General features: G+C 62.9%; 25 protein-coding genes. 2 read left to right on the top strand and 23 right to left on the bottom strand.

Annotated elements, in window-relative coordinates; genetic code table 11:
* Window positions 1–299: 299 nt before the first annotated feature.
* The 15 genes from D1641_RS01975 to D1641_RS01905 all read right to left on the bottom strand — a co-directional run bounded on the left by D1641_RS01975 (window position 300) and on the right by D1641_RS01905 (window position 13,721).
* Window positions 300–1,382, bottom strand: a complete 1,083-nt coding sequence (locus tag D1641_RS01975) for a GerAB/ArcD/ProY family transporter (protein ID WP_160662716.1) — start codon at window positions 1,380–1,382, stop codon at window positions 300–302.
* Between the two features lie 124 nt (window positions 1,383–1,506).
* Complete coding sequence (locus tag D1641_RS01970; protein ID WP_160662715.1) at window positions 1,507–2,610, bottom strand: Ger(x)C family spore germination C-terminal domain-containing protein; 1,104 nt, start codon at window positions 2,608–2,610, stop codon at window positions 1,507–1,509.
* Complete coding sequence (locus D1641_RS01965) at window positions 2,607–4,112, bottom strand: spore germination protein (RefSeq protein ID WP_347707365.1); 1,506 nt, start codon at window positions 4,110–4,112, stop codon at window positions 2,607–2,609. Before D1641_RS01965 ends, D1641_RS01970 begins: the two co-directional genes overlap by 4 nt.
* Window positions 4,113–4,223: 111 nt before the next feature.
* A complete protein-coding gene (locus D1641_RS01960) occupies window positions 4,224–4,757 on the bottom strand; it encodes a GNAT family N-acetyltransferase (RefSeq protein ID WP_160662714.1) in 534 nt (177 codons plus the stop codon).
* A 21-nt stretch (window positions 4,758–4,778) separates the two neighbouring features.
* Complete coding sequence (locus D1641_RS01955; RefSeq protein WP_201757193.1) at window positions 4,779–5,291, bottom strand: Gx transporter family protein; 513 nt, start codon at window positions 5,289–5,291, stop codon at window positions 4,779–4,781.
* The gene (locus D1641_RS01950; RefSeq protein WP_160662713.1) at window positions 5,275–5,643 is read right to left on the bottom strand and encodes a NusG domain II-containing protein; all 369 of its coding nucleotides are present in this window, start codon (window positions 5,641–5,643) and stop codon (window positions 5,275–5,277) included. Before D1641_RS01950 ends, D1641_RS01955 begins: the two co-directional genes overlap by 17 nt.
* On the bottom strand, window positions 5,640–6,680 hold the full coding sequence (locus D1641_RS01945) for an FAD:protein FMN transferase (RefSeq protein WP_201757192.1): 1,041 nt from the start codon (window positions 6,678–6,680) through the stop codon (window positions 5,640–5,642). Before D1641_RS01945 ends, D1641_RS01950 begins: the two co-directional genes overlap by 4 nt.
* Window positions 6,677–6,919 (bottom strand): RNA-binding S4 domain-containing protein, encoded by a 243-nt coding sequence (locus D1641_RS01940; RefSeq protein WP_160662721.1) that lies wholly within the window; start codon window positions 6,917–6,919, stop codon window positions 6,677–6,679. Before D1641_RS01940 ends, D1641_RS01945 begins: the two co-directional genes overlap by 4 nt.
* Before the next feature lie 63 nt (window positions 6,920–6,982).
* Window positions 6,983–7,258, bottom strand: a complete 276-nt coding sequence (locus tag D1641_RS01935) for an HU family DNA-binding protein (protein WP_160662712.1) — start codon at window positions 7,256–7,258, stop codon at window positions 6,983–6,985.
* A gap of 326 nt (window positions 7,259–7,584) precedes the next feature.
* Complete coding sequence (gene mazG / locus D1641_RS01930) at window positions 7,585–8,367, bottom strand: nucleoside triphosphate pyrophosphohydrolase (RefSeq protein ID WP_160662711.1); 783 nt, start codon at window positions 8,365–8,367, stop codon at window positions 7,585–7,587.
* 112 nt (window positions 8,368–8,479) lie between these two features.
* A complete protein-coding gene (locus tag D1641_RS01925) occupies window positions 8,480–10,351 on the bottom strand; it encodes a polysaccharide biosynthesis protein (RefSeq protein ID WP_160662710.1) in 1,872 nt (623 codons plus the stop codon).
* A gap of 29 nt (window positions 10,352–10,380) precedes the next feature.
* Window positions 10,381–11,016, bottom strand: coding sequence for a hypothetical protein (locus tag D1641_RS01920; RefSeq protein WP_160662709.1), 636 nt, complete (start codon window positions 11,014–11,016; stop codon window positions 10,381–10,383).
* Window positions 11,017–12,327 carry an amidohydrolase gene (locus tag D1641_RS01915; protein ID WP_160662708.1) on the bottom strand — a complete coding sequence of 437 codons (1,311 nt, stop codon included), beginning with the start codon at window positions 12,325–12,327 and terminating at the stop codon, window positions 11,017–11,019.
* A gap of 130 nt (window positions 12,328–12,457) precedes the next feature.
* A complete protein-coding gene (locus D1641_RS01910; protein WP_160662707.1) occupies window positions 12,458–13,282 on the bottom strand; it encodes a purine-nucleoside phosphorylase in 825 nt (274 codons plus the stop codon).
* A gap of 46 nt (window positions 13,283–13,328) precedes the next feature.
* The gene (locus D1641_RS01905) at window positions 13,329–13,721 is read right to left on the bottom strand and encodes a zinc ribbon domain-containing protein (RefSeq protein WP_160662706.1); all 393 of its coding nucleotides are present in this window, start codon (window positions 13,719–13,721) and stop codon (window positions 13,329–13,331) included.
* A 285-nt stretch (window positions 13,722–14,006) separates the two neighbouring features.
* Here D1641_RS01905 and D1641_RS01900 point away from each other — a divergent pair, with 285 nt between their 5' ends.
* Window positions 14,007–15,074: an alanine racemase gene (locus D1641_RS01900; RefSeq protein WP_160662705.1), complete on the top strand. Its 1,068-nt coding sequence runs from the start codon at window positions 14,007–14,009 to the stop codon at window positions 15,072–15,074.
* 343 nt (window positions 15,075–15,417) lie between these two features.
* Here the strand turns inward: D1641_RS01900 and D1641_RS01895 are convergent, their stop codons facing one another.
* The 8 genes from D1641_RS01895 to D1641_RS01860 all read right to left on the bottom strand — a co-directional run bounded on the left by D1641_RS01895 (window position 15,418) and on the right by D1641_RS01860 (window position 21,681).
* Window positions 15,418–15,588: a ribbon-helix-helix domain-containing protein gene (locus D1641_RS01895; RefSeq protein ID WP_160662704.1), complete on the bottom strand. Its 171-nt coding sequence runs from the start codon at window positions 15,586–15,588 to the stop codon at window positions 15,418–15,420.
* Window positions 15,589–15,935: 347 nt separating this feature from the next.
* Window positions 15,936–16,082 carry a hypothetical protein gene (locus D1641_RS01890; protein ID WP_160662703.1) on the bottom strand — a complete coding sequence of 49 codons (147 nt, stop codon included), beginning with the start codon at window positions 16,080–16,082 and terminating at the stop codon, window positions 15,936–15,938.
* A 95-nt stretch (window positions 16,083–16,177) separates the two neighbouring features.
* The gene (gene pth / locus D1641_RS01885; RefSeq protein WP_160662702.1) at window positions 16,178–16,771 is read right to left on the bottom strand and encodes an aminoacyl-tRNA hydrolase; all 594 of its coding nucleotides are present in this window, start codon (window positions 16,769–16,771) and stop codon (window positions 16,178–16,180) included.
* 170 nt (window positions 16,772–16,941) lie between these two features.
* Window positions 16,942–17,940 (bottom strand): ribose-phosphate pyrophosphokinase, encoded by a 999-nt coding sequence (locus D1641_RS01880; RefSeq protein ID WP_160662701.1) that lies wholly within the window; start codon window positions 17,938–17,940, stop codon window positions 16,942–16,944.
* A gap of 101 nt (window positions 17,941–18,041) precedes the next feature.
* The gene (locus D1641_RS01875; RefSeq protein ID WP_243149215.1) at window positions 18,042–18,725 is read right to left on the bottom strand and encodes a DapH/DapD/GlmU-related protein; all 684 of its coding nucleotides are present in this window, start codon (window positions 18,723–18,725) and stop codon (window positions 18,042–18,044) included.
* Window positions 18,726–18,915: 190 nt separating this feature from the next.
* Window positions 18,916–19,428 carry an HDIG domain-containing metalloprotein gene (locus D1641_RS01870; RefSeq protein ID WP_243149214.1) on the bottom strand — a complete coding sequence of 171 codons (513 nt, stop codon included), beginning with the start codon at window positions 19,426–19,428 and terminating at the stop codon, window positions 18,916–18,918.
* A 163-nt stretch (window positions 19,429–19,591) separates the two neighbouring features.
* Window positions 19,592–20,848, bottom strand: a complete 1,257-nt coding sequence (locus D1641_RS01865) for a DUF1266 domain-containing protein (RefSeq protein WP_160662698.1) — start codon at window positions 20,846–20,848, stop codon at window positions 19,592–19,594.
* Complete coding sequence (locus D1641_RS01860) at window positions 20,845–21,681, bottom strand: TIGR02452 family protein (RefSeq protein WP_160662697.1); 837 nt, start codon at window positions 21,679–21,681, stop codon at window positions 20,845–20,847. The genes D1641_RS01865 and D1641_RS01860 overlap by 4 nt, the downstream gene beginning before the upstream one ends.
* 127 nt (window positions 21,682–21,808) lie before the next feature.
* Between D1641_RS01860 and D1641_RS01855 the strand changes: the two genes are divergently transcribed.
* Window positions 21,809–22,624 (top strand): hypothetical protein, encoded by an 816-nt coding sequence (locus D1641_RS01855; RefSeq protein ID WP_160662696.1) that lies wholly within the window; start codon window positions 21,809–21,811, stop codon window positions 22,622–22,624.
* The last annotated feature ends 18 nt before the right edge of the window (window positions 22,625–22,642 follow it).

Here is a 22,642-nt window from a genome sequence, read left to right as displayed (position 1 = left end):
TCTCGTTTGTCACGTTGTTTAATTTACAAGGTGCACGCCGCTCGTTTTCAGCGGCGGGGATTATCTTACCACATCTTCAAGCCTTTGTCAAGCACTTTTTTCAGATTTTTTTAACCTTTTTTCGTGCCCGCCTCAGGCTCTTCTGTGGCTCGCTGCCGCTCTTGCCGGGCGACTTGCATAGATTACCACGCCCGATTCCCTTTGTCAAGCATTTTTTTGGATTTTTTCAAAGTTTTTTTGTCTTTTTTTCCGGCCGCAATATCTTCGGTCTTGACCGGGCGCTCCCCACAAGATATGCCCTACTTTTTCCTCCCCGCCCTGAGCCCTTTGGGCAGGCAGAGCACAGCCGGCAGCAGAAGCCCCAGGAAAAGATTGACTGCCGGCACCATCCGGCGGTTCCACTCCTCCGCCGTGCCCAGAGCCGGGAAGAGGAGCAGCGCCCCCGCGGCCCCCAGCAGCACCGCCCCCCAGGGGACCCAGGGCAGAGCCCTCCCAGGCATCAGCTGGGCTGCCATAGCCCGAAGGGCAAATATTAGCACCCCGCCCATAGTCAGGTCCGCGAAGGTCCACAGGGCGGTGACCACCCCCTCCACCCGCTGGAAGGCCCCCTCCACCCCCACGCTCTTAGCCAGGGCAAAGAAGGGGTTGTCCAGCCGGGCGGCCAGCGCCGCCCCCAGGTTTCCCAGGATGACCGCCTGAGCGGCCGCCAGCAGCAGGGCCCCGCCCAGCCCCCAGAACAGCCAGTGCCAGTGCTGGTTCTCCCCCTGGTCCCGCACCTCCCCCATCAGGAAGGGCAGAAACAGCCCCCAGCCCATCACCCCGGCGGCGGACAGGGCGGCCCGGAGCACCGGGCCGGTCTCAGCCCACCACAGGGGGAGCAGCCGTTCCGGCCTGGCCTGAAAGAGAGACAGGACCAGCACCGTCCCCCCGGTGAGCAGCAGGGCCGTCAGAAAGAGCTGTCCCGCCTGGGCGAAGGCGGCCAGCTTTCCCCGGCCCATCCACAGCAGAACCGCCGCGGCCGCCAGCAGAAAGAACCACAGGGCGCCATCCCGCTCTCCGGAGGACAGCAGTCTCTGGGCGCACAGCCGCAGACGGAGGGACAGGAGAAGCAGCGCCCACACTATATATAGCAGCAGGACCCCTCCGCCCAGCCACCGGCCCAGCAGTTCGGTGATTCCTCTGGCCAGACCCTCCCGGCCGGCCAGGGAGCCCATCAGCCAGCCCGCCGCCAGCACCAGGGGGGCGGACAGGACCACGGCCAGCCAGGCCCCTCTGCCCGCCCCCGGCAAGAGCAGAGCGGGGAGCAGCTCCGCCGCCGGGGCCATTACCCCCGCCCACAGCAGAGCCATCAGCTGGGTGCGGGAAATTTTGTCCTCCTTCATGGGATACCTCCTTTCGCCGCCGCATGATGTGTAGGGTGTGACCACCAGGCACGCCGTTCCCTTTTCCCGACGCAGCGGCGCGCCGGGTCGTCGCGCCCTACAGACGGACGGCCACAGACCGCCCCTACAGAATTTTCACCTCAACCCGTATCTTCACCGGCACCCGGCTGAACCATTCGGGCCAGTCCGCTTCAAACGTCTGCCAGCGGGCGGGCTGAAGCATAGCTGCTTTCGCCCCCAGGCCGGCGCAGTCCGCCCCCAGGCCCTGCAGGCGGCTCAGGGCGGACGCTATCCGCTCCCGCTCCCGTCTCTCCAGCTCTGCCCGGAGTTCCTCCAGCGCCTCTCCCTCCGGGCGCTTCCGGTACTCGGTCAGCCGGGCCTCTATTTTGCAGGTCAGCTCCAGCAGGGAAGGGGCATCCCCCGAAAACTCCAGCCGGCTTTTGGTGCAGGCGGAGTTGATTTTGACGGACACCCGATTGTCCGGCAGCTCGGCCTCAATCACATGGGCGCAGGGGCCTCCGGCCAGCAGCTCCAGCCCTCTTGCGGCGTCGCCGTCCAGAAATCCGGCCAGGGAGAAGCCCCTGAGCACACCATAGCCGTTCTCAGTAAGGAAGCTGTTCTCTCCCCCCGAGAGGGACAGGGCGGGGACGTACGCGGAGCCCAGCTCCAGCAGGTCGGTATACACCTCTCCGGCGGTGCGGGTGACCAATGCGATGCCCATCTCGCTGTCATGCCGGAGGGTCTCCAGCCGCTTGTCGATCCCCTCGTCCCCGCCGACGGACACCGCCTCCCGGGCGGTGGCCCCCCGGACCAGCCACAGCTGGGCCCCCAGACCCAGCTCGGCGTCCCGGGCGAAGTAGTCCAGCACCGGGCGGATCCCCTCCCCGGCCAGTTCCTGTCCCAGGAGGAGCTGGTCCACATAGCCGAAAAAGACATAGCTGTCGCTCTGGCCCTGCATCGCCAGGCAGGCCCCGCTGAGGGATTCCCGGTCGGCCGACAGGGTAAGGGCAGGCTGGCCCTCGGCCTGGAGCCCCTTGGCCCTCGGCCCGGTGGAGCCGGTGACGGCCACCCCGGCGGGGGAGGGGTCCACCCCCAGGGTGCGCAGGAGGGCCATGTCCCCCATCTCCCGGGCGGTGGGCAGGCCTGAGCAGCCGGTGAGGAGGAGCGCCGTTATAGCTGCCAGAAGCGGGACGGCAGGTCGGCCGCCCCCTACGCAGGTGTATTTCATCTCTGGTTCCTCCTGTTCTGAGTCTGGATGGGGCCGTCCCGCCACTTCATCATGGGCAGAGGCAGGCGAAAGAGGCTGGGGTGGCCCCGGGGCACCCTGGTCCCGGTGGTAAAGGGGGCCAGATAGGGCACGCCGAAGGACTCCAGCCCCGCCAGGTGATAGATCAGCCCGGCGCAGCCCAGGGCCAGGCCGGTGAGCCCCCCCAGGCTGGCCAGAATGGCCAGCAGAAACCGCCACAGCCGCAGGGCATTGCCAAAATCCTGGGAGGGCACGGTATACCCCGCCACCCCGGCGATGGCCACGGCGATGAGGACGGCGGGGGAGACGATGTGGGCCTCCACCGCCGCGTTGCCGATGACCAGCCCCCCCAGAATGGAGACGGTGGCTCCGATGGGGCCGGGGAGACGCAGCCCCGCCTCCTGGACCACCTCAAAGGCCAGGAGCATAATGAGTACCTCAAAGATGGTGGAGAAGGGCACCTCCTGCTTGGCGGCCACAATGGACAGGGCCAGCCTGGGGGGGATGGCCTCGGGGTGGAAGGTCACCAGGGCGATATAAAGCCCGGGCACCAGCAGGGTGATAAGGGAGCACAGCCAGCGGATGACGCTGAGGGCAGAGGCGGCCAGCCAGTGGTAGGCCCGGTCCTGGCCCGTCTTGAAGAACTGGTCGATGGTCCCCGGTAGGAGCCAGCCCAGTGGGATGCCGTCGGCAAACAGGCCCACCCGGCCCTCCAGAAGGCCCTGGCAGAAGCGGTCGGGCCGCTGGGTATAGGGCATGAGGGGGAAGGGGGAGCGGGCGGAATCCACCAGATACTCCTCCAGGCTGCCGGCGGCCTCCACCCCGTCGATGTCGATGTCCTCCAGCCGCTCCTCCAGCAGGGCCACCGTCTCCGGGTCTGCGATGCCGTCGAGCCACAGCACGTCCACCGGGGTGAGGGACTGCCGGCCCACGGTGTGCTCCCTGATTTTCAGCTCCGGAGCCCGGAGGCGGCGGCGGACCAGAGAGGTGTTGGTGCGCAGGCTCTCCACAAAGGAGTCCCGGGCCCCCTTCAGGGCGGGCTCGTTCTCCGGCTCGCCCACCGAGCGCTTCTCCTCAGTGGCCACAGGGAAAACCAGGCAGTCGTCCCGCCCCTCCAGAAAGAGGGCGCAGGAGCCGTCAATCAGGGCAAATACCACCTTGTCGGGCTCGGTCTCCCGCTTGGCCCCGTGGGCGTAGAGGGCCCCCCGCTCCATCAGGTCGAAGAGCTCCGACTCCGGGGCGGAGGCGAGCATAGGGTCCTGGGCCAGGGGCCGCAGCACATAGTCATTCAGCCGCTCTGACCGGGCCTGGCCGTCGATGTAGCACACCGTCGCTCTCCGCTGGCTGTCACCGTGGAGATAGACCTCCCGCCTGGCGAAGTCCACGCAGTCAGAGAAAACCTCCTCCAGCCGCCCTAGGGACAGCGGGCCGGGAATGCGGGGCTCCTGCCGGGGATGGGGGGCGTTGGACTCCTGTCTGGACACAAAAATCCCCTCCTTCCGGCTTAGTATGCCAAAGGGAGGGGGCTTTATGCGCTGGATTTTCTCTTTTCTGGGCAGCGGACCGTAAGACGGTCCGCTGTTTTTATAGCTGCTTCATTTTTTCAGGGTCTTTTCCAAACACACCAGCTGGACGCCGTCGATGCCGTTAAAGACGCAGGGGATGATCCCCGTCTCCCGATAGCCCAGCCTGGCGTACAGGGCCCGGGCGGCGGTGTTTTTCACGTTGGTATCCATCCGCAGGTAGGGACAGCCCTGCTCCAGGGCATAGTCCTCATAGAATTTCACAAACTCGGTGCCGCAGCCCTTTCCCGCCTGCTGGGGGTCCACCACCAGGGTGTGCAGCACCATAATCTGATCCGGCGGAGCTTCGGGGCAGGTCCACTGGGCCAGGGCGTACTCGGGCACCTGCACCCGGTTGATCTTGGCCGCAGCCGCCACGGTTCCCCCCCGCTCCAAAACGAACAGCTCCCCGGCCTCCAGAGCGTCCCGTGCGGTCTCCTCGGTGGGGTAGACGCCCCGGACCCAGCCAATCACCGCCTGGCCCGTCTCCTCCTGGACAAGGATACGGTCATAGATTTCCGCCACCAGGGGGATGTCCCTGGGGACGCCCTTCCGAATAGTTCCCATTGCTTTTCTCCTCTTTTTATATTATTTATTCAGCCGCTCCAGCCGCCGGAGCAGGGCCTGGGCCGCGATTCCGGTAAACAGTCCGGCCAGGACGGCGGCAATGACCAGATAGGGCAGATAGGCCATCACCGCCCAGGAGCGCAGCACGGCAGCGGCAGCCAGCAGCTGGCCCAGGTTGTGAAAGATGGCGGCCGCCGGGCTGACCAGCCAGATCTGCTCCCGGGTAAACAGCTTTCGCAGCAGGCACAGGGTGCACCAGCTCAAAAGCCCTCCGGCGGCGCTGTAGATCAAGGTCATCATCTGCCCGGAGAACACCGCCCCCAGAAACACCCGGGCGGACAGGACCAGCAGGGCGTCCCCCGGCCCCATGGCAAACATGGCGTACACCGTGACGATGTTGGACAGCCCCAGCTTGACCCCCGGCACTGTGGTGAGGGCCGGGATCTGGGCCTCCACCAGAAAGATGGTCAGGGCGATGGCGGTCAGCAGGGCCAGCCGGGTAATTCGTCCCGTCCCTTTAACCGGCCGCCCCATCCAGCTCCCCCCCCGTCCCTGTAATCTCAATCATCAGCTTATGGGGCAGACAGACAATGGGCGCTGTCCCGTTGGAAATCCACCCCTGGCTGACACAGACCTGGTCAGGGCAGTCGGCCTCCGATACCCGGATGCGGCCCTTCTCCACCTGGACAGTGTTGGTCCCGCTCCCGTCCTCCAGGGTGAAGGAGTAGGGCTCGGCCACCTTATCCAGGTCGATCTCCTCCAGCAGGACCCCGTCCCGGGTAATCCGGGCGGTGGGGGAGGGGACGTCCCCCCGCCGGAGCAGCAGCCACCCCGCCGAGGCGGCCACAGCGGCAATCAGCAGCAGCCCAATGACTTTGCTCCTCATTCCAGCACGGTCACCTCCCGGTCGGTATAGCCCTCCGCCAGGGAGAAGCGGCCCTCCAGTCCGGCGGTGCGGAAGATTTCTCCCTCCTCCGTGACAAAGACGGCCTCAAAATCCAGCTCGGGGTGGTCCCGCCAGAAGGCGGCTCCCTCCTCCAGTCCCATGACGAACAGGGCGGTGGACAGCCCGTCGCAGGTCAGCGCCGAGGGGGAGACCACCGTCACCGAGGCCAGCCCCGACCGGGCGGGAGCGGCGGTATCCGGGTCCAGAATGTGCCAGTAGATTTCCCCGTCCTGTTCAAAATACCGCTGGTAGCCCCCGGAGGTGCCCATCGCGCAGTCCTCCAGCTCCACCACAGCGAAGTAGTTCTCCGGCCGGGCCGGGTCCACCACCCCAATGCGCCAGGGGGAGCCGTCCGGCTTGCTCCCCACCGCCACGATGGTGCTCTGGCCCAGATTCAGCAGGGCAGAGGTGATGCCATTTCCCCGGGCGTCCCGGGCCAGCCAGTCTCCAGCGTAGCCCTTGGCTACCGCCCCCAGGTCGATCTCTATCCCTGCGGGGAGGGTAACGGTGTCCCCCTCCAGCTCCACGGCGGCGTAGTCGATCTGTGCTGCCAGCGCCTCCAGCTCGGCGGGGGAGGGGACCCGGTGCTCCTCTGTGGTGAACCCCCAGGCCTTCACCGCCGGGTAGGCGGTGATGTCCAGCGCACCGCCGGTCAGCTCGCACAGCTCCAGCGCGCTGGACAGCACCTCGATGGTTTCGCCGCTCACCGCAGCGCCCGACCGGCCGGCTTCCCGGTTGATGCGGAAAACATCGCTGTCCTCATGGGTTACCGACAGTGCCTTCTCCATACTGCTGACCGCACCGCTCATGATTGCCTGTTCCCTGTCCACCGCCCCCCGCTCCCCCGCATAGAGGGTCACATCGACCAGTGTATCCATAGCGAACAGACTGAACTCCTTGGCCGCTGCATAACGGGAGCAGCCAGCGGACGCGGCCAGCGCCGCCGCCAGCAGGACGCACAGCAGCCGTTTTCTCATACGATCTCCCGGTACATGGCGGCGGCGTCCGCCTTGCCCACATTGTCGGCCACCACCAGCACCTCCACCTTCACGGTGTTCTGCCCGAAGCGCAGCTCCACCTGGTCGCCCACCTTCACGTCGTAGCTGGCCCGGACGGGCCGGCCGTTGACCGACACCCGCTCGTTGTCGCAGGCCTCGTTGGCAACGGTGCGGCGCTTGATGAGCCGGGATACCTTTAACCACTTGTCCAGTCGCATCATATTCCTCCAAAACGAAGAGACGCCGCCTTACGGCGGCGCCTCCTGACATATCGCTCCCGATCAGCGGGCAACCGCGTCCTTCAGGGCCTTGCCGGCCTTGAACACCGGGGCCTTGGAGGCGGGAATGGGAATGGGCTCCTTGGTCCGGGGGTTGCGGCCCATGCGCTCAGCCCGGGTCTTTACCTCAAAGGAGCCGAAGCCCACCATCTGAACCTTCTCCCCCTTGCGGAGGGCCTCGGTGATGACGTCCACAGCGGCGGAAACAGCCGCCTCGGCGTCTTTCTTAGACATCTCGGCTCTCTCAGCCACTTCCGCAATCAATTCCGTCTTGTTCATGTTTACTTTATCCTCCTGTGCATTGTATTGACAGCCCGCGGGACTGCCGAAATATTAGAACCTGCATATATGACCTCAAACGCCGCCCGGCCGGGTCCTTTCCCGCCGTAATGCGTTAAATTTTCTTGCGATGCACATCGTATTCCTGCGAAAATCTGCCCTGTCCGGCGGGACAATTCTCCGGCCATTCGGCATTTTCAGCCATGAATACAGGTTCTAGACTTAAACCCCTCTGGCGGTCTATATTCACAGCCGTGAACCACCGGCCCGGACAAGGTCTTTCTGGCGCGTAATTTCCTGGCTGTGAATATAGACCCTTCCGGGTGTTAAGTTTCCTCCTTAGCCCGCCGCCACAGCACCTCCAGCGCCGGGACGTCCATCTGGTCCAAGGGCCCCTCCGCCAGCCGCTCCACAGCCCGGAACCGACGGATAAATTTTTCGCAGGCCTTTTGCAGGGCGGTCTCGCCGTCCACTCCGGTAAACCGGCCCGCCTTGACAGCGGCGAAAAGCAGGTCGCCCAGCTCCTCCTCCACATTAGAGTCCTCCCGAACAGCGCACTGAAACTCCTCCAGCTCCTCCGACAGCTTGTCCAGAGCGGGGGCGACGCAGTCCCAGTCGAAGCCGGCCTTGGCCGCCTTGCTCTGGAGCTTGGCCGCGCGGGTCAAAGCGGGCAGAGCCCGGGCCACGCTGTCCAAAGCGTCGCCGGCGGTCTTTTGGCCCTTCTCCGTCCGCTTCTGGGCGTCCCAGGCAGACAGGGCGCCCTCCGGGTCCGCCGCCTCCACTGTTCCAAAGACATGGGGGTGGCGGTAGACCAGCTTTTTGCACACCCCGTCCACCACATCGTCAAAGGTGAACTGCCCGGCCTCCTGGGCCATGCGGGCGTGGAACACCACTTGGAGCAGCACGTCGCCCAGCTCCTCCTTCAGGTTGTCCATGTCGGCGTGGTCGATGGCGTCGGCGGCCTCATAGGCCTCCTCCAGCATATTCTGCCGGATGGACTGGTGGGTCTGGGCCATATCCCAGGGACAGCCCCCCGGCGAACGAAGCAGCTCCATAATCCGGAGCAGATCGTCTATCTTATAATTTTCCGCCCTATGAAAATCTATCACAATTTCTCTTCCTTATCAAGTGTTTATTTGGAGTTTTTTCACATTTTCTCCCTGCGCAGGACTTGTTTGGCCTTTTTCTCTTCCATCATTTGCCATTTTCTTCAATAAAGTGTCAGATCCGCAGCAGCCTGGCAATCCTGTCCCCTTTTGGCATCAGGGCCAGGTCGTCCCGGGAGATACCACCCAGCACCACAATCAGCACCAGATAGATCACCATAGCCACCCCAATGGCCCCCAGGGTCATCAGGCCGTTGCCGGCCCGGCTCAGGCCCAGCACCTGCTGGGTTGCCTGATCTCTGACGCACAGCAAGCCCAGCTTCATCATCAGGGTGGAGCCCAAGCCGTACACCGCCCAGGCCGCGCCGCCCATAATGACGGAGGCCAGCAGGGGCTTGACAAACACGTCGTCATACCGGGGCCGGCGGGGGATAGCCCGGGAAATAATCAGCAGGTCCAGCCCCAAGCACAGCCCGAAGCACAGAATGCTGCCTACAGGCGCGCCATAGATGCCGATTTTGGGCATGGCCACCATGTGGTAATTGGCGAAAATCTTCAGCGCCCCTCCTGTCACCATCACCAGGATGGGGACGTTGACGAAGGCGTAGGCCTGGAGAATGGAGTTGCACACCAGCATCATGCACACAAACACGGTGGCAAGCCCCAGGGCAGACAGCAGCGGACCGGCCAGATCCCGCTCCAGGGTGGGGTAGAGCAGCTGCATGATGGGCTGGCCCATCACCAGCAGTCCCACTCCCATGGGGCAGGCCAGCAGGGCGGTGATCCGCATGGCGGAGCTGGCCACCCGGGTGGCCCCCCGGCGGTCCCGCCGGGCCAGCGCCCCGGAGACGGTCGGGATCACCGAGGCGGTGATGGCCGTCATCAGGGAGACGGGCAGGTTATAGATATTCAGCGCGCCGCCGTAGTTGCCGTAGAGGGTGCGGCTGATGGCCTCCAGGGTGGTGCGCAGGGTCTGGGCGGCGGACTGGACCGTCTTGGCGGCCAGCTCCTTGTCTATCTGGGCGCTGAGGGCGGCCATGGTGGCGGGCGCGTCCTCCGCCAAGGTGTCCCTCCAGGCGGCGATGGCGCTCTGGAGGGGGGTGAAGTCCACAAAGCTCTGATACAGCTCCCAGGAGGCCGGGTTCTCCAGCAGCACCCGCTGAAGCTGGCCCTGAACCAGAGAGGCGTCAATCACGTTGACGATGCCCACCATGGAGGAGCTGAGGGTGATGGGGATGGCGATGCGCAGGATGCTCCAGACGATGCTCCGCGCCTCGTCGGGCACATCCCGGGCCCGCCCAGGCTCCCGGGCCCGGGCCATGAGGAAATCCACCAGCATATAGGCCAGGGCTACAACGGTGCCCACCGTCACGCCGGTGATGGCGCCCGCGGCCCCCGCCTCCGGGGGCAGGTTCATCCGGTTGATGATCCACCAGGCCAGGGGCAGGCCCACCGCCAGCTTGCAGGCGGCCTCGATGATCTGGGAGACAGAGGTGGGGGCCATGTTCAGGTGGCCCTGGCTGTAGCCCCGCATGGCGGCCAGACAGCCAACGCAGACCACCGCTGGGGCCAGGGCCTTGATGCCGGCGGAGGACTTGGTGTCGTGCATCAGGTCGGCCAGTGCGTCAGCCCTAAAGTACATCACCAGGAAGGAGGCCACCCCCAGAATCAGGAGCATTATCATCGCCAGCTGGAAGGTGCGGCGGGCCTGATTGCGCCGGCCCTGGGCGTTGGCCTCGCTCACCAGCTTGGACAGAGCCACCGGGAACCCGGCGGTGGAGATGGTGAGCAGGACGGCGTAGATGTTGTAGGCGTTGGTAAAGTCGGTGTTCCCCTGGGCTCCGATGATGTTGACCAGCGGAATCTTATAGAACATGCCGATGACCTTGACCACCAGGATGCCCACCGCCAGAATGGCCGCCCCCCCGAAGAAGGTATTCTGTTTTTGCCCGCCGCTCCGGCGGGAGGGCGCATCATATCGGGCCATAGGCCGCCTCCTAAATTGATGTATCAGGCTTACTGACAGGGTTGGGCTGGGAGATCGTCGTTCTCCAGCAGGAGGAGTCCCGGCCTGCCCCGGGTCAGTTCTATGACCTGGGAGCCGTCGTCATAGGGGTGGCAGTCCCGCTCCACGATGGCGAAGGGGCACACGCAGGCCGGAACGCCCTTTCGCAGCTCCCGCAGGCTGATATGGGCATCCTCCTCCATCCCGGTTTGAATGGCCTTTACCGCCGGGAACTGCCACAGCTTTTCAGCCAGCTCCCGCAGCTGCCCCGCTTGCTCCGGCAGGAAGATGGTGTAATTGCCCTCGTCCACCACCTCGCTCTCCGGGATGATGATAGAGCAGTTGAACAGCCCCTTATCCGGATATTGATTCATCCAGAAGCCCCGGACCTCGCTGTAGTCTCCGAAGCGGTACAGGGTCTGTTTGTAGTCGCGGGAGCGGTGGGTGGTTGGCCCCAGGCAGAAGTCCTTCTCCAGCTTTTGCTGGTTCCAGGCGGCGATCGCCTTTTGGGACAGGCCCCTGTCCTCCCAAAAGCCGTCAAAAAAAGCCAGACCGGCCTCCTCCAGATGAGCGTCAAAGTCCGTCATAAAGCCGGGGTACAGGTCCTTGCGGAGAAATTGCAGAGACATCTCAAAGTAGGCGGGCATTTACTTCCCTCCGAAGATGTGGGGCAGGGCGTAGTCCTTCACCTCAGCTCTGACCCTCTCCAGGTCCAGGGTGAGGAATGTCCCATTCTCATATATGATTTTTCCCCGGGCCATATTCATCACCACGTTGGAGGGGGCGGCGGAATAGACCAGGTTCTCCATAATATCGTGGCAGGGGAAAAGGTTGGGGGCGGTGAAGTCCACCAGAATCAGGTCGGCGATTTTGCCGGGGGCGATAACCCCGGTATCCCGGCCCAGGGCCCTGGCCCCGTTGACGGTGGCCATGGCCAGAATATCCGCCGCCTGAAGCAGTCCGTGGTCCTCCCCAAAGCTGTAATTCTGCACCAGAGCGGCTGTCTTCATCTCCTCAAAGATGTTGTGGCTGTTGTTGGAGGCCACTCCGTCGGTGCCCAGGGCCACATTCATGCCGCAGTCCCGCATAAAGAACAGGGGGGCCACCCCGGACATGAGCTTCAGGTTGGACACTGGGTTGTGGACGGCGGTAACTCCCCGCTTGGCAAAGAGCTCCGCGTCCCCGCCGGACAGATAGACGCAATGGGCGGCGATGCCGCCGTTCTGCCACACGCCGTATCGGTCCAGAAGCTGGGCGGGGGTGGTGCCGTATTTATCGACGCACTTCTCATGCTCCGAGACGGTCTCTGAGACGTGGACGTGCATCCTCAGATTGTGCTTCTGGGCAAAATCCGCCACCCACTCCCAGGCCGGCGCGGAGGAGGTGTACTCGGCGTGGATGGAGGCGTCCACCAGAAGCTGGCCGTCCCCCGCGCCGTGCCAGTTCTCATAGAGACGGACATGGTTGCCGCAGTCATTGCAGGTCTCGGGGGAGAAGTCCTCGGGCGCGCCGAAGTACACCGCTCCGCAGGCCAGGTTGGCGGAGATGCCCGCATCCAGCACGGTCTGAGCGATGGTCTCGGTATTCATATACATGTCGGCGATGCAGGTGGTGCCCGAGGCAATCATCTCCGCCAGGCCCAGGGCCGCCCCGGCGGCCACACATCGGTCGTCCAGCTTGTCCTCGGCGGGGAAGATGTAATTGTTAAGCCAGGTGTGCAGGTCGCAGCCCCCGCCGTAGCCCCGCATGAGGGTCATAGGCACGTGGGTGTGGGCGTTCACCAGCCCGGGCATGAGCACCTTGTCGGCGCAGTCGAGACAGCGGTCAAATTCCCCGTCGGGACGCCGTGTCCCCACCGAGGCGATTTTCATCCCCTCCACCGCCACATAGGCGTTCTTGAGGACCGGATTTGCCGGGTCCATGGTGACGGCGGTCACGTTTTCAAAGAGAATAGACATCTTCAGGTTTCCTCCTCATGTGTAGGGCGCGGCGACTCGGCGCGCCGTCTCTCTCATGTGCCGTAATTTGGGGAAACACGGCGGGCCGGGGTCGTCCCGCCCTACAGCAATTCCAAAAGCCCCCGCTGCGCTACATCTTCCTCAGACAGGCCCGCACCAGTCCGGAGAACTTCTCCCGGGCGGCGGCGGCGGCGTCCAGCACCTCCTGCTCAGAGAGGGGCTGGTCCAGGATGCCGGCGGCCATGTTGGACAGAAGGGTCAGGCCCAGCACCTCCATGCCGCAGTGGCCGGCCACGATTACCTCCGGGGCGGTGGACATGCCCACGGCGTCCCCCCCCAGGATACGGACCGCCCGGATCTCCGCCGGGGTCTCGTATTGGGGGCCGTAGCAGTAGAAGTAGACCCCCTCCCGCAGGGGGATGCCCAGCTCGGCCGCCGTCTCGCGGGCCAGCGTCTGGAGGCGGGGGGTGTACAGGTGGGAGGCGTCGGGGAAGCGGACGCCGAACCCGGGCAGATTCTCCCCCCGGAGGGGGGACTCGGAAAACATCTTGATCTGGTCGGTGATGAGCATCAGGTCCCCCGCCCTCCAGCCTGTGTTGACGCAGCCGGCGGCGTTGGTGACAATGAGGGTGTCGCAGCCCAGCAGGCGCAGCACCCGGACGGCGTAGGACACCGCCTCATAGGAGTAGCCCTCGTAGTGGTGCATCCGGCCCTGCATCACGGCCACCTGTTGGCCCTCCAGCATGCCGAACACCAGCCGGCCCTTGTGGCCGGGTGCGGTGGATGCCTTGAAATTGGGGATGTCCCGGTAGTCGATGGAGACAGCACCCTCCACCTCGTCCGCCAGATAGCCCAGGCCGGAGCCCAGCACCATGGCCACCTTGGGGGCAAAGCCCCCCAGCCGCTTCCGGATGACCCGGGCGCTGGCTTCATACTGCTCTCTTGTATACTCCATAGAAATCCTCCTCGTATCAGGCCCCCTTCAATGAGGGAGGCCTCATTTACAGCCGGGCGCCGCAGGCGCGGCAGAATTTGTCTCCCCTTCCGCAGGGTCCGCCGCAGACGGGACAGGTCTGGACCCGCTTCAGGTCAGCAACGCGGTTTTTCAGCTCGGATATCTTCAGAGACAGCTCGTCCGCCTGGCTCAGCAGGCTCGTGACCAGCGCGTTCTCGGGGGCCTGGCCTCGGTGGGTCTCCACCATCACCTGGCCCAGCTGGCGCAGGACGTCGTTATACTCCCCGTTCAGGTCGAAGAGCTGGACGTTCAGCTTGGCCGTGTCCATCATCTGACCCGCCCTTTTGCCGGCGGCCCGGGCGGAATCCGCCGCAGCGTCGGCGGCGTGGCCGGCGGTCCCCTTTACCCGCTCCAGCAGGGCTTTTACCTTGTCGTCCATTACCATACTCCTCCACTTTAAAAATTTGGTATTGATATTCTACACCAATCGTCCCCAAATTGCAACCTTGACCGAAAAATCTCACGGACTCCTCTCTTCGCACCGCAGAATTTCCTTGACAACGCCCCGTTCTCCGACGCCTCGGTCCTGGTTCCGTGACAGGCCAGGGCGGTGCAGCGGCACCCGTGTATCCAACTCTTGGCTGTGCGTATTGCTATTTTCAGGAAAAGGTGATAAAATAGCGTTACTAGAGCATCTCCCGCAGAGACAGAAAGGGGCGTTCCTATGCGCAGGCTGATTATTGAAAAGGCCGCAGTCAAGCACAACCTGTCCGTCATCAAGGAGCGGGCGGCCGGGGCGGTGATCTACGGCGTGCTCACCGGAGACGGCGGCGGGGCGGGCACCGTCCCCATGGCCAGGCTGCTCCGGGCGGAGGGCATCGGCCGCTTCGCCGTGTACGACGCCAAGGATGCGGAAAAGCTGCGCCAGGCCGGCTTCGAGGACGAGGAGATCCTGATGCTCCGCTCCACCACCGACCGGGAGGAGCTGGAACGGCTGGTGGATTTGAATGTGGTGTGCACCATCTCCTCGGTGGACACCGGGCTGGCTCTCAACGCCCTGGCAGAAAACCGGGCCACCGTGGCCTGCGCCCACATCCAGGTGGACACCGGCATGGGCTTCGGTGGCTTTCTGGTCAGCGAGCCGGAGAAAATCCTTCTCGCCTACCGCTCCCTGCCCAACGTGGCCCTGGAGGGCATCTATACCCAGCTCCACGGCATGCGCCCCAACGACCCGGAGGCCGCCCACCAGCTGGACCAGTTCCACCAGGTGCTGGACACCGTCCACAAAGCCGGCTATGAGACGGGCACCGTCCACGCCGCCGGCTCCTTTGCCCTGCTCCACAACGACAGCGCCCGGCTGGACGCGGTGCGGGTGGGCTCGGCCATTCTGGGCCGGTGCCGCCGCACCCGGGACGACAGGCTCAAAACCGTGGGCTACGGCCAGGCCCCCCTGGCCGAGGTCCGCTGGCTGCCCAAGGGCCACTGCCTGGGCGCCGACAGGCCCATCGTCCTGAAAAAGCCCGCCCGGATCGGGGTGCTCCCCGTGGGCTATCAGAACGGCCTGGGGGTAGAGCGGCCCCGGGAGACCTCCTTCTGGGCCTTCTGGCGCAGATGGCGGCGGTCCAGAAGCCGCGTCGTCCGGGTGAATGACCAGAAGGCCCGGGTCATCGGCCCCATCGGCGCCGCCGAAACCCTCATCGACCTCACCAATATGAAGTGCTCCGCCGGCGACCTTGTCACCTTCGACATCGACCCCCTCTTCGCCAGAGGCTTTGTCCCGGAATATAGATGATTCTGTTTCAGAAAAAGCTTTTTGTCTCTTGCATATCCTGAATCGGTTGTGGTATAATTTACTCAGCCAGTAAGCTCGTTAGGATTACTGTTTCCACCGCAAAGAAAGTCCCGCGGAGAGAGGCCACTCTCCGCGGGAACTTTCTAGGCTTACTTACCCTTGTCGTGCCGGTCAAGCCATTTGCATACGCAATAGCCAACTACGTTTGCCATAACCGACACCAAAAAGCTCGTTAGGACTTCCACTGTTCCACCCCCTCTCTGTTGCCACAGATTGGGTTATGTAGGGCAGCACAGCAATTATACCAAAATCCGGCTTTCTATTCAACAGTAAAACGGATGGCTTACTCAGCCATCCGTTTTTCGTACTTTTTCAAGAGATCTTCCACCGCTTCGTCTAATAGGCGTGTCTTGGGGACCCTTGTTTTTCTTGAAAGCTCATTAAATGGCTCCACCAGCTCATTTGCCAGAGAAGAAATCAGTTTTGTCCGGTTCACGAGGTTTGTTCCAGCCACGTGTCCCACCTCCTATGCACTATATAGTGACTATATGATGCAATTAGGTTACCATCAAAAAAAGCTTTCGTCAACCGCTCACCATATATTGACTTTGTAGTCACTACATGGTATATTCATAGTGAGGTGTTTAATATGGAAAATAAATATACCTGTCAAACCTGTACACACTTTTGCCAGCACTATGTCCAGTACCCCGACGGCAGATTTGTGACCTGCTACTCCGGACACTGTGTCTACCCCCGGCAAAAGTTCCGGCACTGCGATACAAAGGCCTGCCCGCACTATGTGCCGAAAGAAGAGGAGCCTCCCCGGTAGGGGAGGCTCATTCATGTGAAACCGGAGTTTTACTGTTCCGCTCCTGTGATATAGGCGACAATAAGGGCTTCCAGTTCCTCCACAGTATAGGTCTTATCCGGCTGCTTTTTGATGATCTGGATCAGATCGAACATCGCGGCCTTCTGCGCCACTAAAATCTCCTTTTCGGTTGACATCCGGTCAGCCCCCTTTCTTTTTGATAGCCTTATTTTATCAGATTTCCCGGTGTATTACAATAGATTTCCCGGGATTTTTCTCCCGCCGGCTGGGCTCATCCGTTAAACCTCCCCATGCCCCGGTCGATGCCCTGGGCCAGGATGCACTCGATGGCGTCGGCGGCCCGCTTGACGGCGGCGTCGATGGCCTTTTTGTCCTCGCCCTGGAACCTGCCCAGCACCCAGTCTGCCATGTCGTAATCGGGGTGGGGCTTTTCCCCCACCCCCACCCGCAGGCGTGGGAACTGGTCGGTGCCCAGGTGCTGGATGATGTTCTTCAGCCCGTTGTGACCCCCGGCGGAGCCCTTCTGCCGGATGCGCAGCTTTCCCACAGGCAGGGCGGTGTCGTCAGACACCACCAGCACCCGCTCGGGGGGGATTTTATAAAAATCCGCCGCCGGCCGCACCGCCTCCCCGGACAGGTTCATGTAGGTGATGGGCTTCATTACCAGCACCTTCTCCCCCGAGATGGTGAGGATATTGGTCAGCGCCTTGAATTTCAGCCGCTGGATGGGCTTGCCCTGCCGCCCGGCCATCTCGTCGGCCACCATATAGCCCACATTGTGCCGGGTGTTCTCATATTTGTCCCCCGGATTGCCCAGGCAGACCAGCAGCCAGCTCACGCCGCCGGCGTCCTTTTTGAAAAACATGGTCGTTCCCTCGCAGAAATTTCGCCGCCCGCAGGCGGCGAAATGAATCATAATCCGTTTTTGGGGCGGCTTTGCCGCATCAAAAACACTTCTCGGCCGCAAGTGTGCCCGAAGGGCGCGCGCAGCTGGCCGCAGCTTCCTCAAACAAACGGCTATGCCGCTTGTTTGAATTACACAAACAGGGGAGACACGGAGGTCTCCATGTAGATATGGCTGATGGCCTCGGCAAAGAGGTGGGCCACCGAGATGTAGCGGATTTTGCCGCAGCTGACGTCCTCTTTGGGGGGGATGGTGTTCAGGAAGACCACCTCGTCCAGGGCGCTGTCCTGGATGCGCTGGATGGCGGGGCCGGAGAGGACCCCGTGGGAGGCGCAGGCGGTGACGTCTCTGGCGCCGCCAATCTCCACCAGGGCCTTGGCCGCGTGACACAGAGAGCCGCCGGTGTCCACCATGTCGTCCAGGAGGATGACCCGCTTGTCCCGCACGTCGCCGATGATGTTCATCACCTCGGAGGAGTTGGCCTTCTGCCGCCGCTTGTCCACGATGGCCAGGGGCATATCCAGCTTCTGGGCAAAGGCCCGGGCCCGGGCCACGCTGCCCACGTCGGGGGAGACTACCATGGTGTCCTCTCTGGAGTCCTTAAACTTGCGGTTGAAGTAGTCCACAAAGATAGGGGAGCCCAGCATGTTGTCCACCGGGATGTCGAAGAAGCCCTGAATCTGGTTGGCGTGGAGGTCCATGGTGAGGACCCGGTCGGCGCCGGCGGTGGTAATCAGGTTGGCCACCAGCTTGGCGGAGATGGGGTCCCGGGGCTTGGTCTTGCGGTCCTGGCGGGCGTAGCCGAAATAGGGAATCACAGCGGTGATCCTGCCCGCAGAGGCCCGCTTCAGCCCGTCGATGATGATCAGAAGCTCCATCAGCGCATCGTTGACGGTGCAGTTGGTTGTGGTGCCGTCCTTGTTGTCCCGGACGAAGGAGCAGGTGGACTGGACCACGAACACGTCGGAGCCCCGGACTGTCTCATAGATGGAGGCGAAGTTCTCCCCGTCGGAGAAGGCGCCTACCACTGAGTTGCCCAGAGGGATGCCCAGCTCCTTGCAGATGTCCGCGGCCAGCGCAGGGTTGGAGTTGCCGGTAATGACCTTGATGTCCTTGCCGTGTGCTATCATGTGACGTTCATCCTCCCATTTTTCGAGCCGGCCTTGGCCGGTCCCCTCTTTCTGTACTTCCCTTTCTATTATTCCCCGGGCCCGCTCGCCCGTGGTACTCCCTATTTCTTTCCCCTTTTTTTCCGGTTCTCCCGGGCCCAGCCCTCCTTGACCTCCTGGCGGACCCGGCCAATGGCCATAGCGTCCTCCCGGACCAGGTCGGTCACCGTGGTGCCGGCGGCGATGAAGGCCCCGTCCTTCACGGTCACCGGGGCCACCAGGTTGGTGTTGCAGCCCACAAAGACGTGGCTGCCGATGGTGGTGCGGTGCTTCTGGAAGCCGTCGTAGTTGCAGGTGACGGTCCCGCAGCCGAAGTTGCAGTCCTCTCCCACATCGCTGTCCCCCACATAGGTCAGGTGGGCCATCTTGGTTCCCCGGCCCAGATTACAGTTTTTCAGCTGAACAAAGGCCCCGATCTTCGAGCCCTCCCCCACCACGCAGTGGGGCCGGATGTGGGTATAGGGGCCGATCTGACAGCTGCGCTCAATGGTGCTCTCCTCGCACTGGGAGGCGTTGATGGTGCACCCGTCGCCCACGGTACAGCTGGTGAGCATCACCTGGGGGCCGATGCAGCAGTTCTCCCCGATGACTGTCTTTCCCCGGAGAATGGTGCCGGGCAGGAGCAGGGTGCCCGCCCCCACGGTCACGTCGTCCTCCACATAGACGGCGGCGGGGTCCATCATCAGCACGCCCGCCTGAAGCAGCTGCTCCCGCTTGGCCTGCAGCGGGGCGGAATAGTCGTTCATAAGCTTCCTCCTGACTGGGGCCTTGCGCTGTGCGCGGAGCCCGGTGACATTATAGCATAAATTTTTCCGTTTTTCCACTATCCGGCAATATTTTTTGCGAAAAGCGAGAAACGGTCTTTTTGGGAGAAAATCCCTTGAAAAACAGCGGCGGCCGCCCCTCCGGAACTCCGGACAGGCGGCCATTTTTCCTTTACTGATAGGCGGGGGACATGGGGCGCACGCCCAGCCGCTCCCGCAGGCGGGAGGGCCGGCAGATGCGGGAGACCTCCAGCCCGGCGCAGACGGTGTCCACCAGATCCACCATCCAGGCCTCCAAAGACCGGGGCAGGGCGCCCCCCAGGGGCCACATGTGGGAGAGGATGATGTTTCTCTCCTTGGGGCTGAGGGGGGTCAGGGCGGCGGCGTTCCGGGCGGCGAAACGGGGGTGGTCAAAGCACTGGTTGCCGGGGTGGGCGGACTTGTCCCGGGAATCGTAGAGATACAGGTCGTGGAGCAGGGCCCCCCGGACAGCGGCGCGCACGTCCATGCGGAGCGCCCGGGCAATGCGGTAGGTACTGAAGGCCACGAAAAGGGAGTGATCCAAGGTGGTCACCGGCCCGTGGTGCTTCCACCGGCCCATCATCCGCACCTGATCAGAGTCCAGCAGCTCCCGGGTCAGCTCCACAAACTCCCGCTCCCGCCGCTTACGGGTTAAATAGCTCATTGGAATCATTCCTTTCTGTCCATTTATATGAGGCTGAGTCCTCTTCTGCCCACATGATACACCAGACAAGGGAAAATGTCACGAGAAAATTTTTCCCAAATTTTGCGCTTCTTTTGTTCAAACAGGACAGAGCGCGCGGCTTTGAGACCGGCGCCCCGAGCTTTTATTTCTCCAGCGCCCCAAATTGGGCCTCTTTTCTGCGCTGGGCCGCCGGGTCCAGGGGGTAATACCAGTTCAGCCTATAGGGGCTGTCGGGCCGGGCTCTGAGCTCCTGGTAAATCTCCCTCCGCTCCTGAAGGGCGGCCTGGGCGTCTCTGAAGCCGAAGGCGCCCAGCCGCCAGGTGTAAAATCCCTCCAAAAAGCCCTCGCACAGCTCCTCCCAGGACCGGAAGCTCTCCTGCATTTTCCGGCCCACCTGACAGGAGCGGCTGACCATCTCCTCCCGGCTGCACCAGCCGGCAGCAAAGCACATGCCCAGCAGCTGCATGGACCGGCACAGCTGCCAGGCCCGGGCGGCCTGGGTCTCGCAGCTTTCAAAGCCCGGGCCGGCGGACATATAGTCCACCGTCTCAAACAACTCCTTCTGGCTGGAGATGTCCCAGCTGTCTTTCAGGGTCTCCCGGGTAAATTTCTGCCCCCGGTCATCCATAGGCTGGCCGCCGATGCGGATGGGCCCCCGGCGGGCCTCCACATCCCGCCGGCCGTCTCCACTGCGCCCCAGCTGGGCGAAGAACTGCCCCCAGATGGCATAGGAGCCCACAATCCACCGCTCCAAATCGTTCTGGGGCAGGGTGATGTCAGCCTCCTTTTTCCGGCGGTTCTCCTGCTTCCGGTGTGTCACGAACATGGAGCCCAGCCCCGCCAGCAGGCAGAGGGTCCAAAAGCCTCCCTTAAACCGGGTCTCGGTGATGTTCTCCCGGTGTCGGCCCTCCATGTCCACAAAATACCGGGTGGTGATCAGCTGGGGGACGTCCCGCTCCACGCCGGCCCGCTCCTCCCCGGTGAGCTTCCACTCCCTCCAGGCCCCCACCGGGTAGAGCACCTGATAGACCCCGTCCTTCTTCTCCCTCTGGATATTCTCCAGGGTCTGGACACACCGGCCGGCCACCCTCTCCCCGCTGTCCAGGGGGAACACCCAGTAGGTGTCCCCGCCCACAAAGAAGTAGTCCAGCTTTGGATACTCCTCCGCCGTCCCCCGGACCAGCAGGGCAAAGCGGTCCAGCTCCTCCATCTCCCGGACGGAACGGGCGATGGGGGTGTCCGCCCCGGCCGCGCCTCCCCAGCCCCCGGGGCCCAGGTCCATCACATGGACATACAGCCTCCAGCAGGGGCCGGCCAGCAGGAACATCACCGCCGCGGTGACCGCCGCGGCGTTAAGCAGGTTGTTGCCCTCCCGCCAATACCGCAAAAGGCCCTTCATCGGCCAGCACCCCCAAACCGGCGGCAGAAGGGGGCGGTGTTGCCGTCCCTCCCGGGGCGCTCCAGGATGGAGAAGGTGACCTGTTCAAAGAGCCGGCCCCAGCCCTCCTCCTCCAGCAGCTCCTGCCAGAACCTGGATACGTCCTCCGGGTCGTTGCGGAACACCCCGCAGCCATAGGCCCCCAGGATCAGCCGGGCGCAGCCCCATTTGGCGAAGAGGGCCAGAATTTTCCTCATCCGCCCCTTCATGACCTCCTGTGCCCGGCCCGTATCGTCCCCGTTGCGGATGACGATGCCCATGTTCACCGCAGGGGCAGTGATCACCGGGCAGGTGACGGGGCACTCCGTCAAGGCGTAATCGCCGGCGCGGAAGAAGGCCACATCCCCGATGAGCATGGTGTCGGTGTATACCGGGTCCCGGTTGGCCCGGTTGATCTCGTAGTACCGGGGCCCCTGGCCGGTGGTCTGGGTGTGGTACAGGCTGGAGCAGAAGGCCAGACACTCCTCCTGAGCCACCGAGCCGTTGAGAAAGCCGCCTCCCGGATTTTTGGCAGAGGCGAAGTTCAGCACCCCGATTTCGGGGCACAGGGTCTCCCCGCCCGCCAGGCGGAAAATGGCGTCCACCGTCCCCTCCCCCCGGACCTCCAGGGCGGCGGAGGGACCCTCCGCCGGGATCTCAGTATCTCTCACCAGCTCATCCAGCTCTTCGGCGGTCCACAGCCAAGTGGGCCGCCCGGCGTCGAGCACCACCGCCCGGCCCCCGGCCCGATATCGGCCCTGACGGCTGATCTCCACCGTCTCCCGGGCCATCCTGACAAGCGCCTCGCGATTCATAGCGCATCCCTCCCGCGTCTTTTATGGTTCCATCATACCACCGCTGTCAATGCTCCTGGAAAACACTTGAAACAGAACTGGAATATCACTATAATCAAGTATAAAGCAAGGGAAAGGAGCCGTTCAAATGGACCCAGAAAAATTTTGGAGCACTACAGAGATGAACAAGTTTTTGTATCAGCAATTAAAAATGATGTGCGAGGTTAACGGTTTTGTTCTCAGCCCCAGGAAGGCAAAGCACATGGTCCGCATCTCGAAGCACTACACAGAGGTAGTCTACCCGGAAATTTCCTATTCGAGGACCGTTGTCCATGTGCTGCTTTTTCTGTCTGCCTCCTGTGCAGATCACTACTACGCCGGTAAGAAGATTAACCCCCGCAGAAGTAATGACCCGGATGTCTTTATCAACTCCTATGACGAACTGGCGGTGGACGATCCGTCCAGCTATAAGCAGTTTTTCAACATTGAACAGATGAAAACAGTCTGGGAGGAGGTAATCAAACCCCAGCTGAACCAGGAAATCTTTTCCTGTTTAGACACCTTCTGCTATAACGATTTCCTGGTTTTATCGGACAAGCAGCGCTGTGGCGATTTTCACTACGGCAGTTCCCCCGGAAATTACGACGCACCGCGATTTTTTGCCATGGGGTGCGGCGAGCTTTGGGCAGGAAACCGGGAGAAGGGCTTACCTCTGCTGAAGGATGCCCTCACGCGCTATAAAAGAGGCATTGATCAGAGCATACAAATTGGGCATGAAGCAGCGCTCTATAAGCAGAGGGATTTCCAGGCGGTGACGCAGCTGCTCTCTGTGTTGAACGGGAGTGAAGCTCAGATCACAGACACCCTGGAAAGGCTGGAGCGGACTGCGCTGAACATGACATGGGGCGTCGCATTGTCCCCAGAGGGCGGGACGGTCAGGCTGAAAAAGAAGGAACTGCTTTGATTGGCCGCTGCCGAGTGT

It is taken from the genome of Colidextribacter sp. OB.20, from assembly GCF_009911595.1.
Taxonomy (GTDB): Bacteria; Bacillota; Clostridia; order Oscillospirales; family Oscillospiraceae; genus Lawsonibacter.
Note: the sequence above shows the minus strand (reverse complement) of the source record. Positions and strands in the feature narration are given on the sequence as shown.

Coding starts and splice junctions, on each gene's coding strand:
- D1641_RS01855 (WP_160662696.1), top strand. CDS start 21,809: ATGGACCCAGAAAAATTTTGGAGCACTACAGAGATGAACAAGTTTTTG.
- D1641_RS01890 (WP_160662703.1), bottom strand. CDS start 16,082: ATGTCAACCGAAAAGGAGATTTTAGTGGCGCAGAAGGCCGCGATGTTC.
- D1641_RS01975 (WP_160662716.1), bottom strand. CDS start 1,382: ATGAAGGAGGACAAAATTTCCCGCACCCAGCTGATGGCTCTGCTGTGG.
- D1641_RS01925 (WP_160662710.1), bottom strand. CDS start 10,351: ATGGCCCGATATGATGCGCCCTCCCGCCGGAGCGGCGGGCAAAAACAG.
- D1641_RS01875 (WP_243149215.1), bottom strand. CDS start 18,725: ATGAACGACTATTCCGCCCCGCTGCAGGCCAAGCGGGAGCAGCTGCTT.
- D1641_RS01960 (WP_160662714.1), bottom strand. CDS start 4,757: ATGGGAACTATTCGGAAGGGCGTCCCCAGGGACATCCCCCTGGTGGCG.
- D1641_RS01905 (WP_160662706.1), bottom strand. CDS start 13,721: ATGGACGACAAGGTAAAAGCCCTGCTGGAGCGGGTAAAGGGGACCGCC.
- D1641_RS01870 (WP_243149214.1), bottom strand. CDS start 19,428: ATGAGCTATTTAACCCGTAAGCGGCGGGAGCGGGAGTTTGTGGAGCTG.
- D1641_RS01955 (WP_201757193.1), bottom strand. CDS start 5,291: ATGGGGCGGCCGGTTAAAGGGACGGGACGAATTACCCGGCTGGCCCTG.
- D1641_RS01970 (WP_160662715.1), bottom strand. CDS start 2,610: ATGAAATACACCTGCGTAGGGGGCGGCCGACCTGCCGTCCCGCTTCTG.
- D1641_RS01910 (WP_160662707.1), bottom strand. CDS start 13,282: ATGGAGTATACAAGAGAGCAGTATGAAGCCAGCGCCCGGGTCATCCGG.
- D1641_RS01940 (WP_160662721.1), bottom strand. CDS start 6,919: ATGCGACTGGACAAGTGGTTAAAGGTATCCCGGCTCATCAAGCGCCGC.
- D1641_RS01865 (WP_160662698.1), bottom strand. CDS start 20,848: ATGAAGGGCCTTTTGCGGTATTGGCGGGAGGGCAACAACCTGCTTAAC.
- D1641_RS01950 (WP_160662713.1), bottom strand. CDS start 5,643: ATGAGGAGCAAAGTCATTGGGCTGCTGCTGATTGCCGCTGTGGCCGCC.
- D1641_RS01860 (WP_160662697.1), bottom strand. CDS start 21,681: ATGAATCGCGAGGCGCTTGTCAGGATGGCCCGGGAGACGGTGGAGATC.
- D1641_RS01900 (WP_160662705.1), top strand. CDS start 14,007: ATGCGCAGGCTGATTATTGAAAAGGCCGCAGTCAAGCACAACCTGTCC.
- pth (WP_160662702.1), bottom strand. CDS start 16,771: ATGTTTTTCAAAAAGGACGCCGGCGGCGTGAGCTGGCTGCTGGTCTGC.
- D1641_RS01945 (WP_201757192.1), bottom strand. CDS start 6,680: ATGAGAAAACGGCTGCTGTGCGTCCTGCTGGCGGCGGCGCTGGCCGCG.
- D1641_RS01920 (WP_160662709.1), bottom strand. CDS start 11,016: ATGCCCGCCTACTTTGAGATGTCTCTGCAATTTCTCCGCAAGGACCTG.
- D1641_RS01935 (WP_160662712.1), bottom strand. CDS start 7,258: ATGAACAAGACGGAATTGATTGCGGAAGTGGCTGAGAGAGCCGAGATG.
- D1641_RS01880 (WP_160662701.1), bottom strand. CDS start 17,940: ATGATAGCACACGGCAAGGACATCAAGGTCATTACCGGCAACTCCAAC.
- D1641_RS01915 (WP_160662708.1), bottom strand. CDS start 12,327: ATGTCTATTCTCTTTGAAAACGTGACCGCCGTCACCATGGACCCGGCA.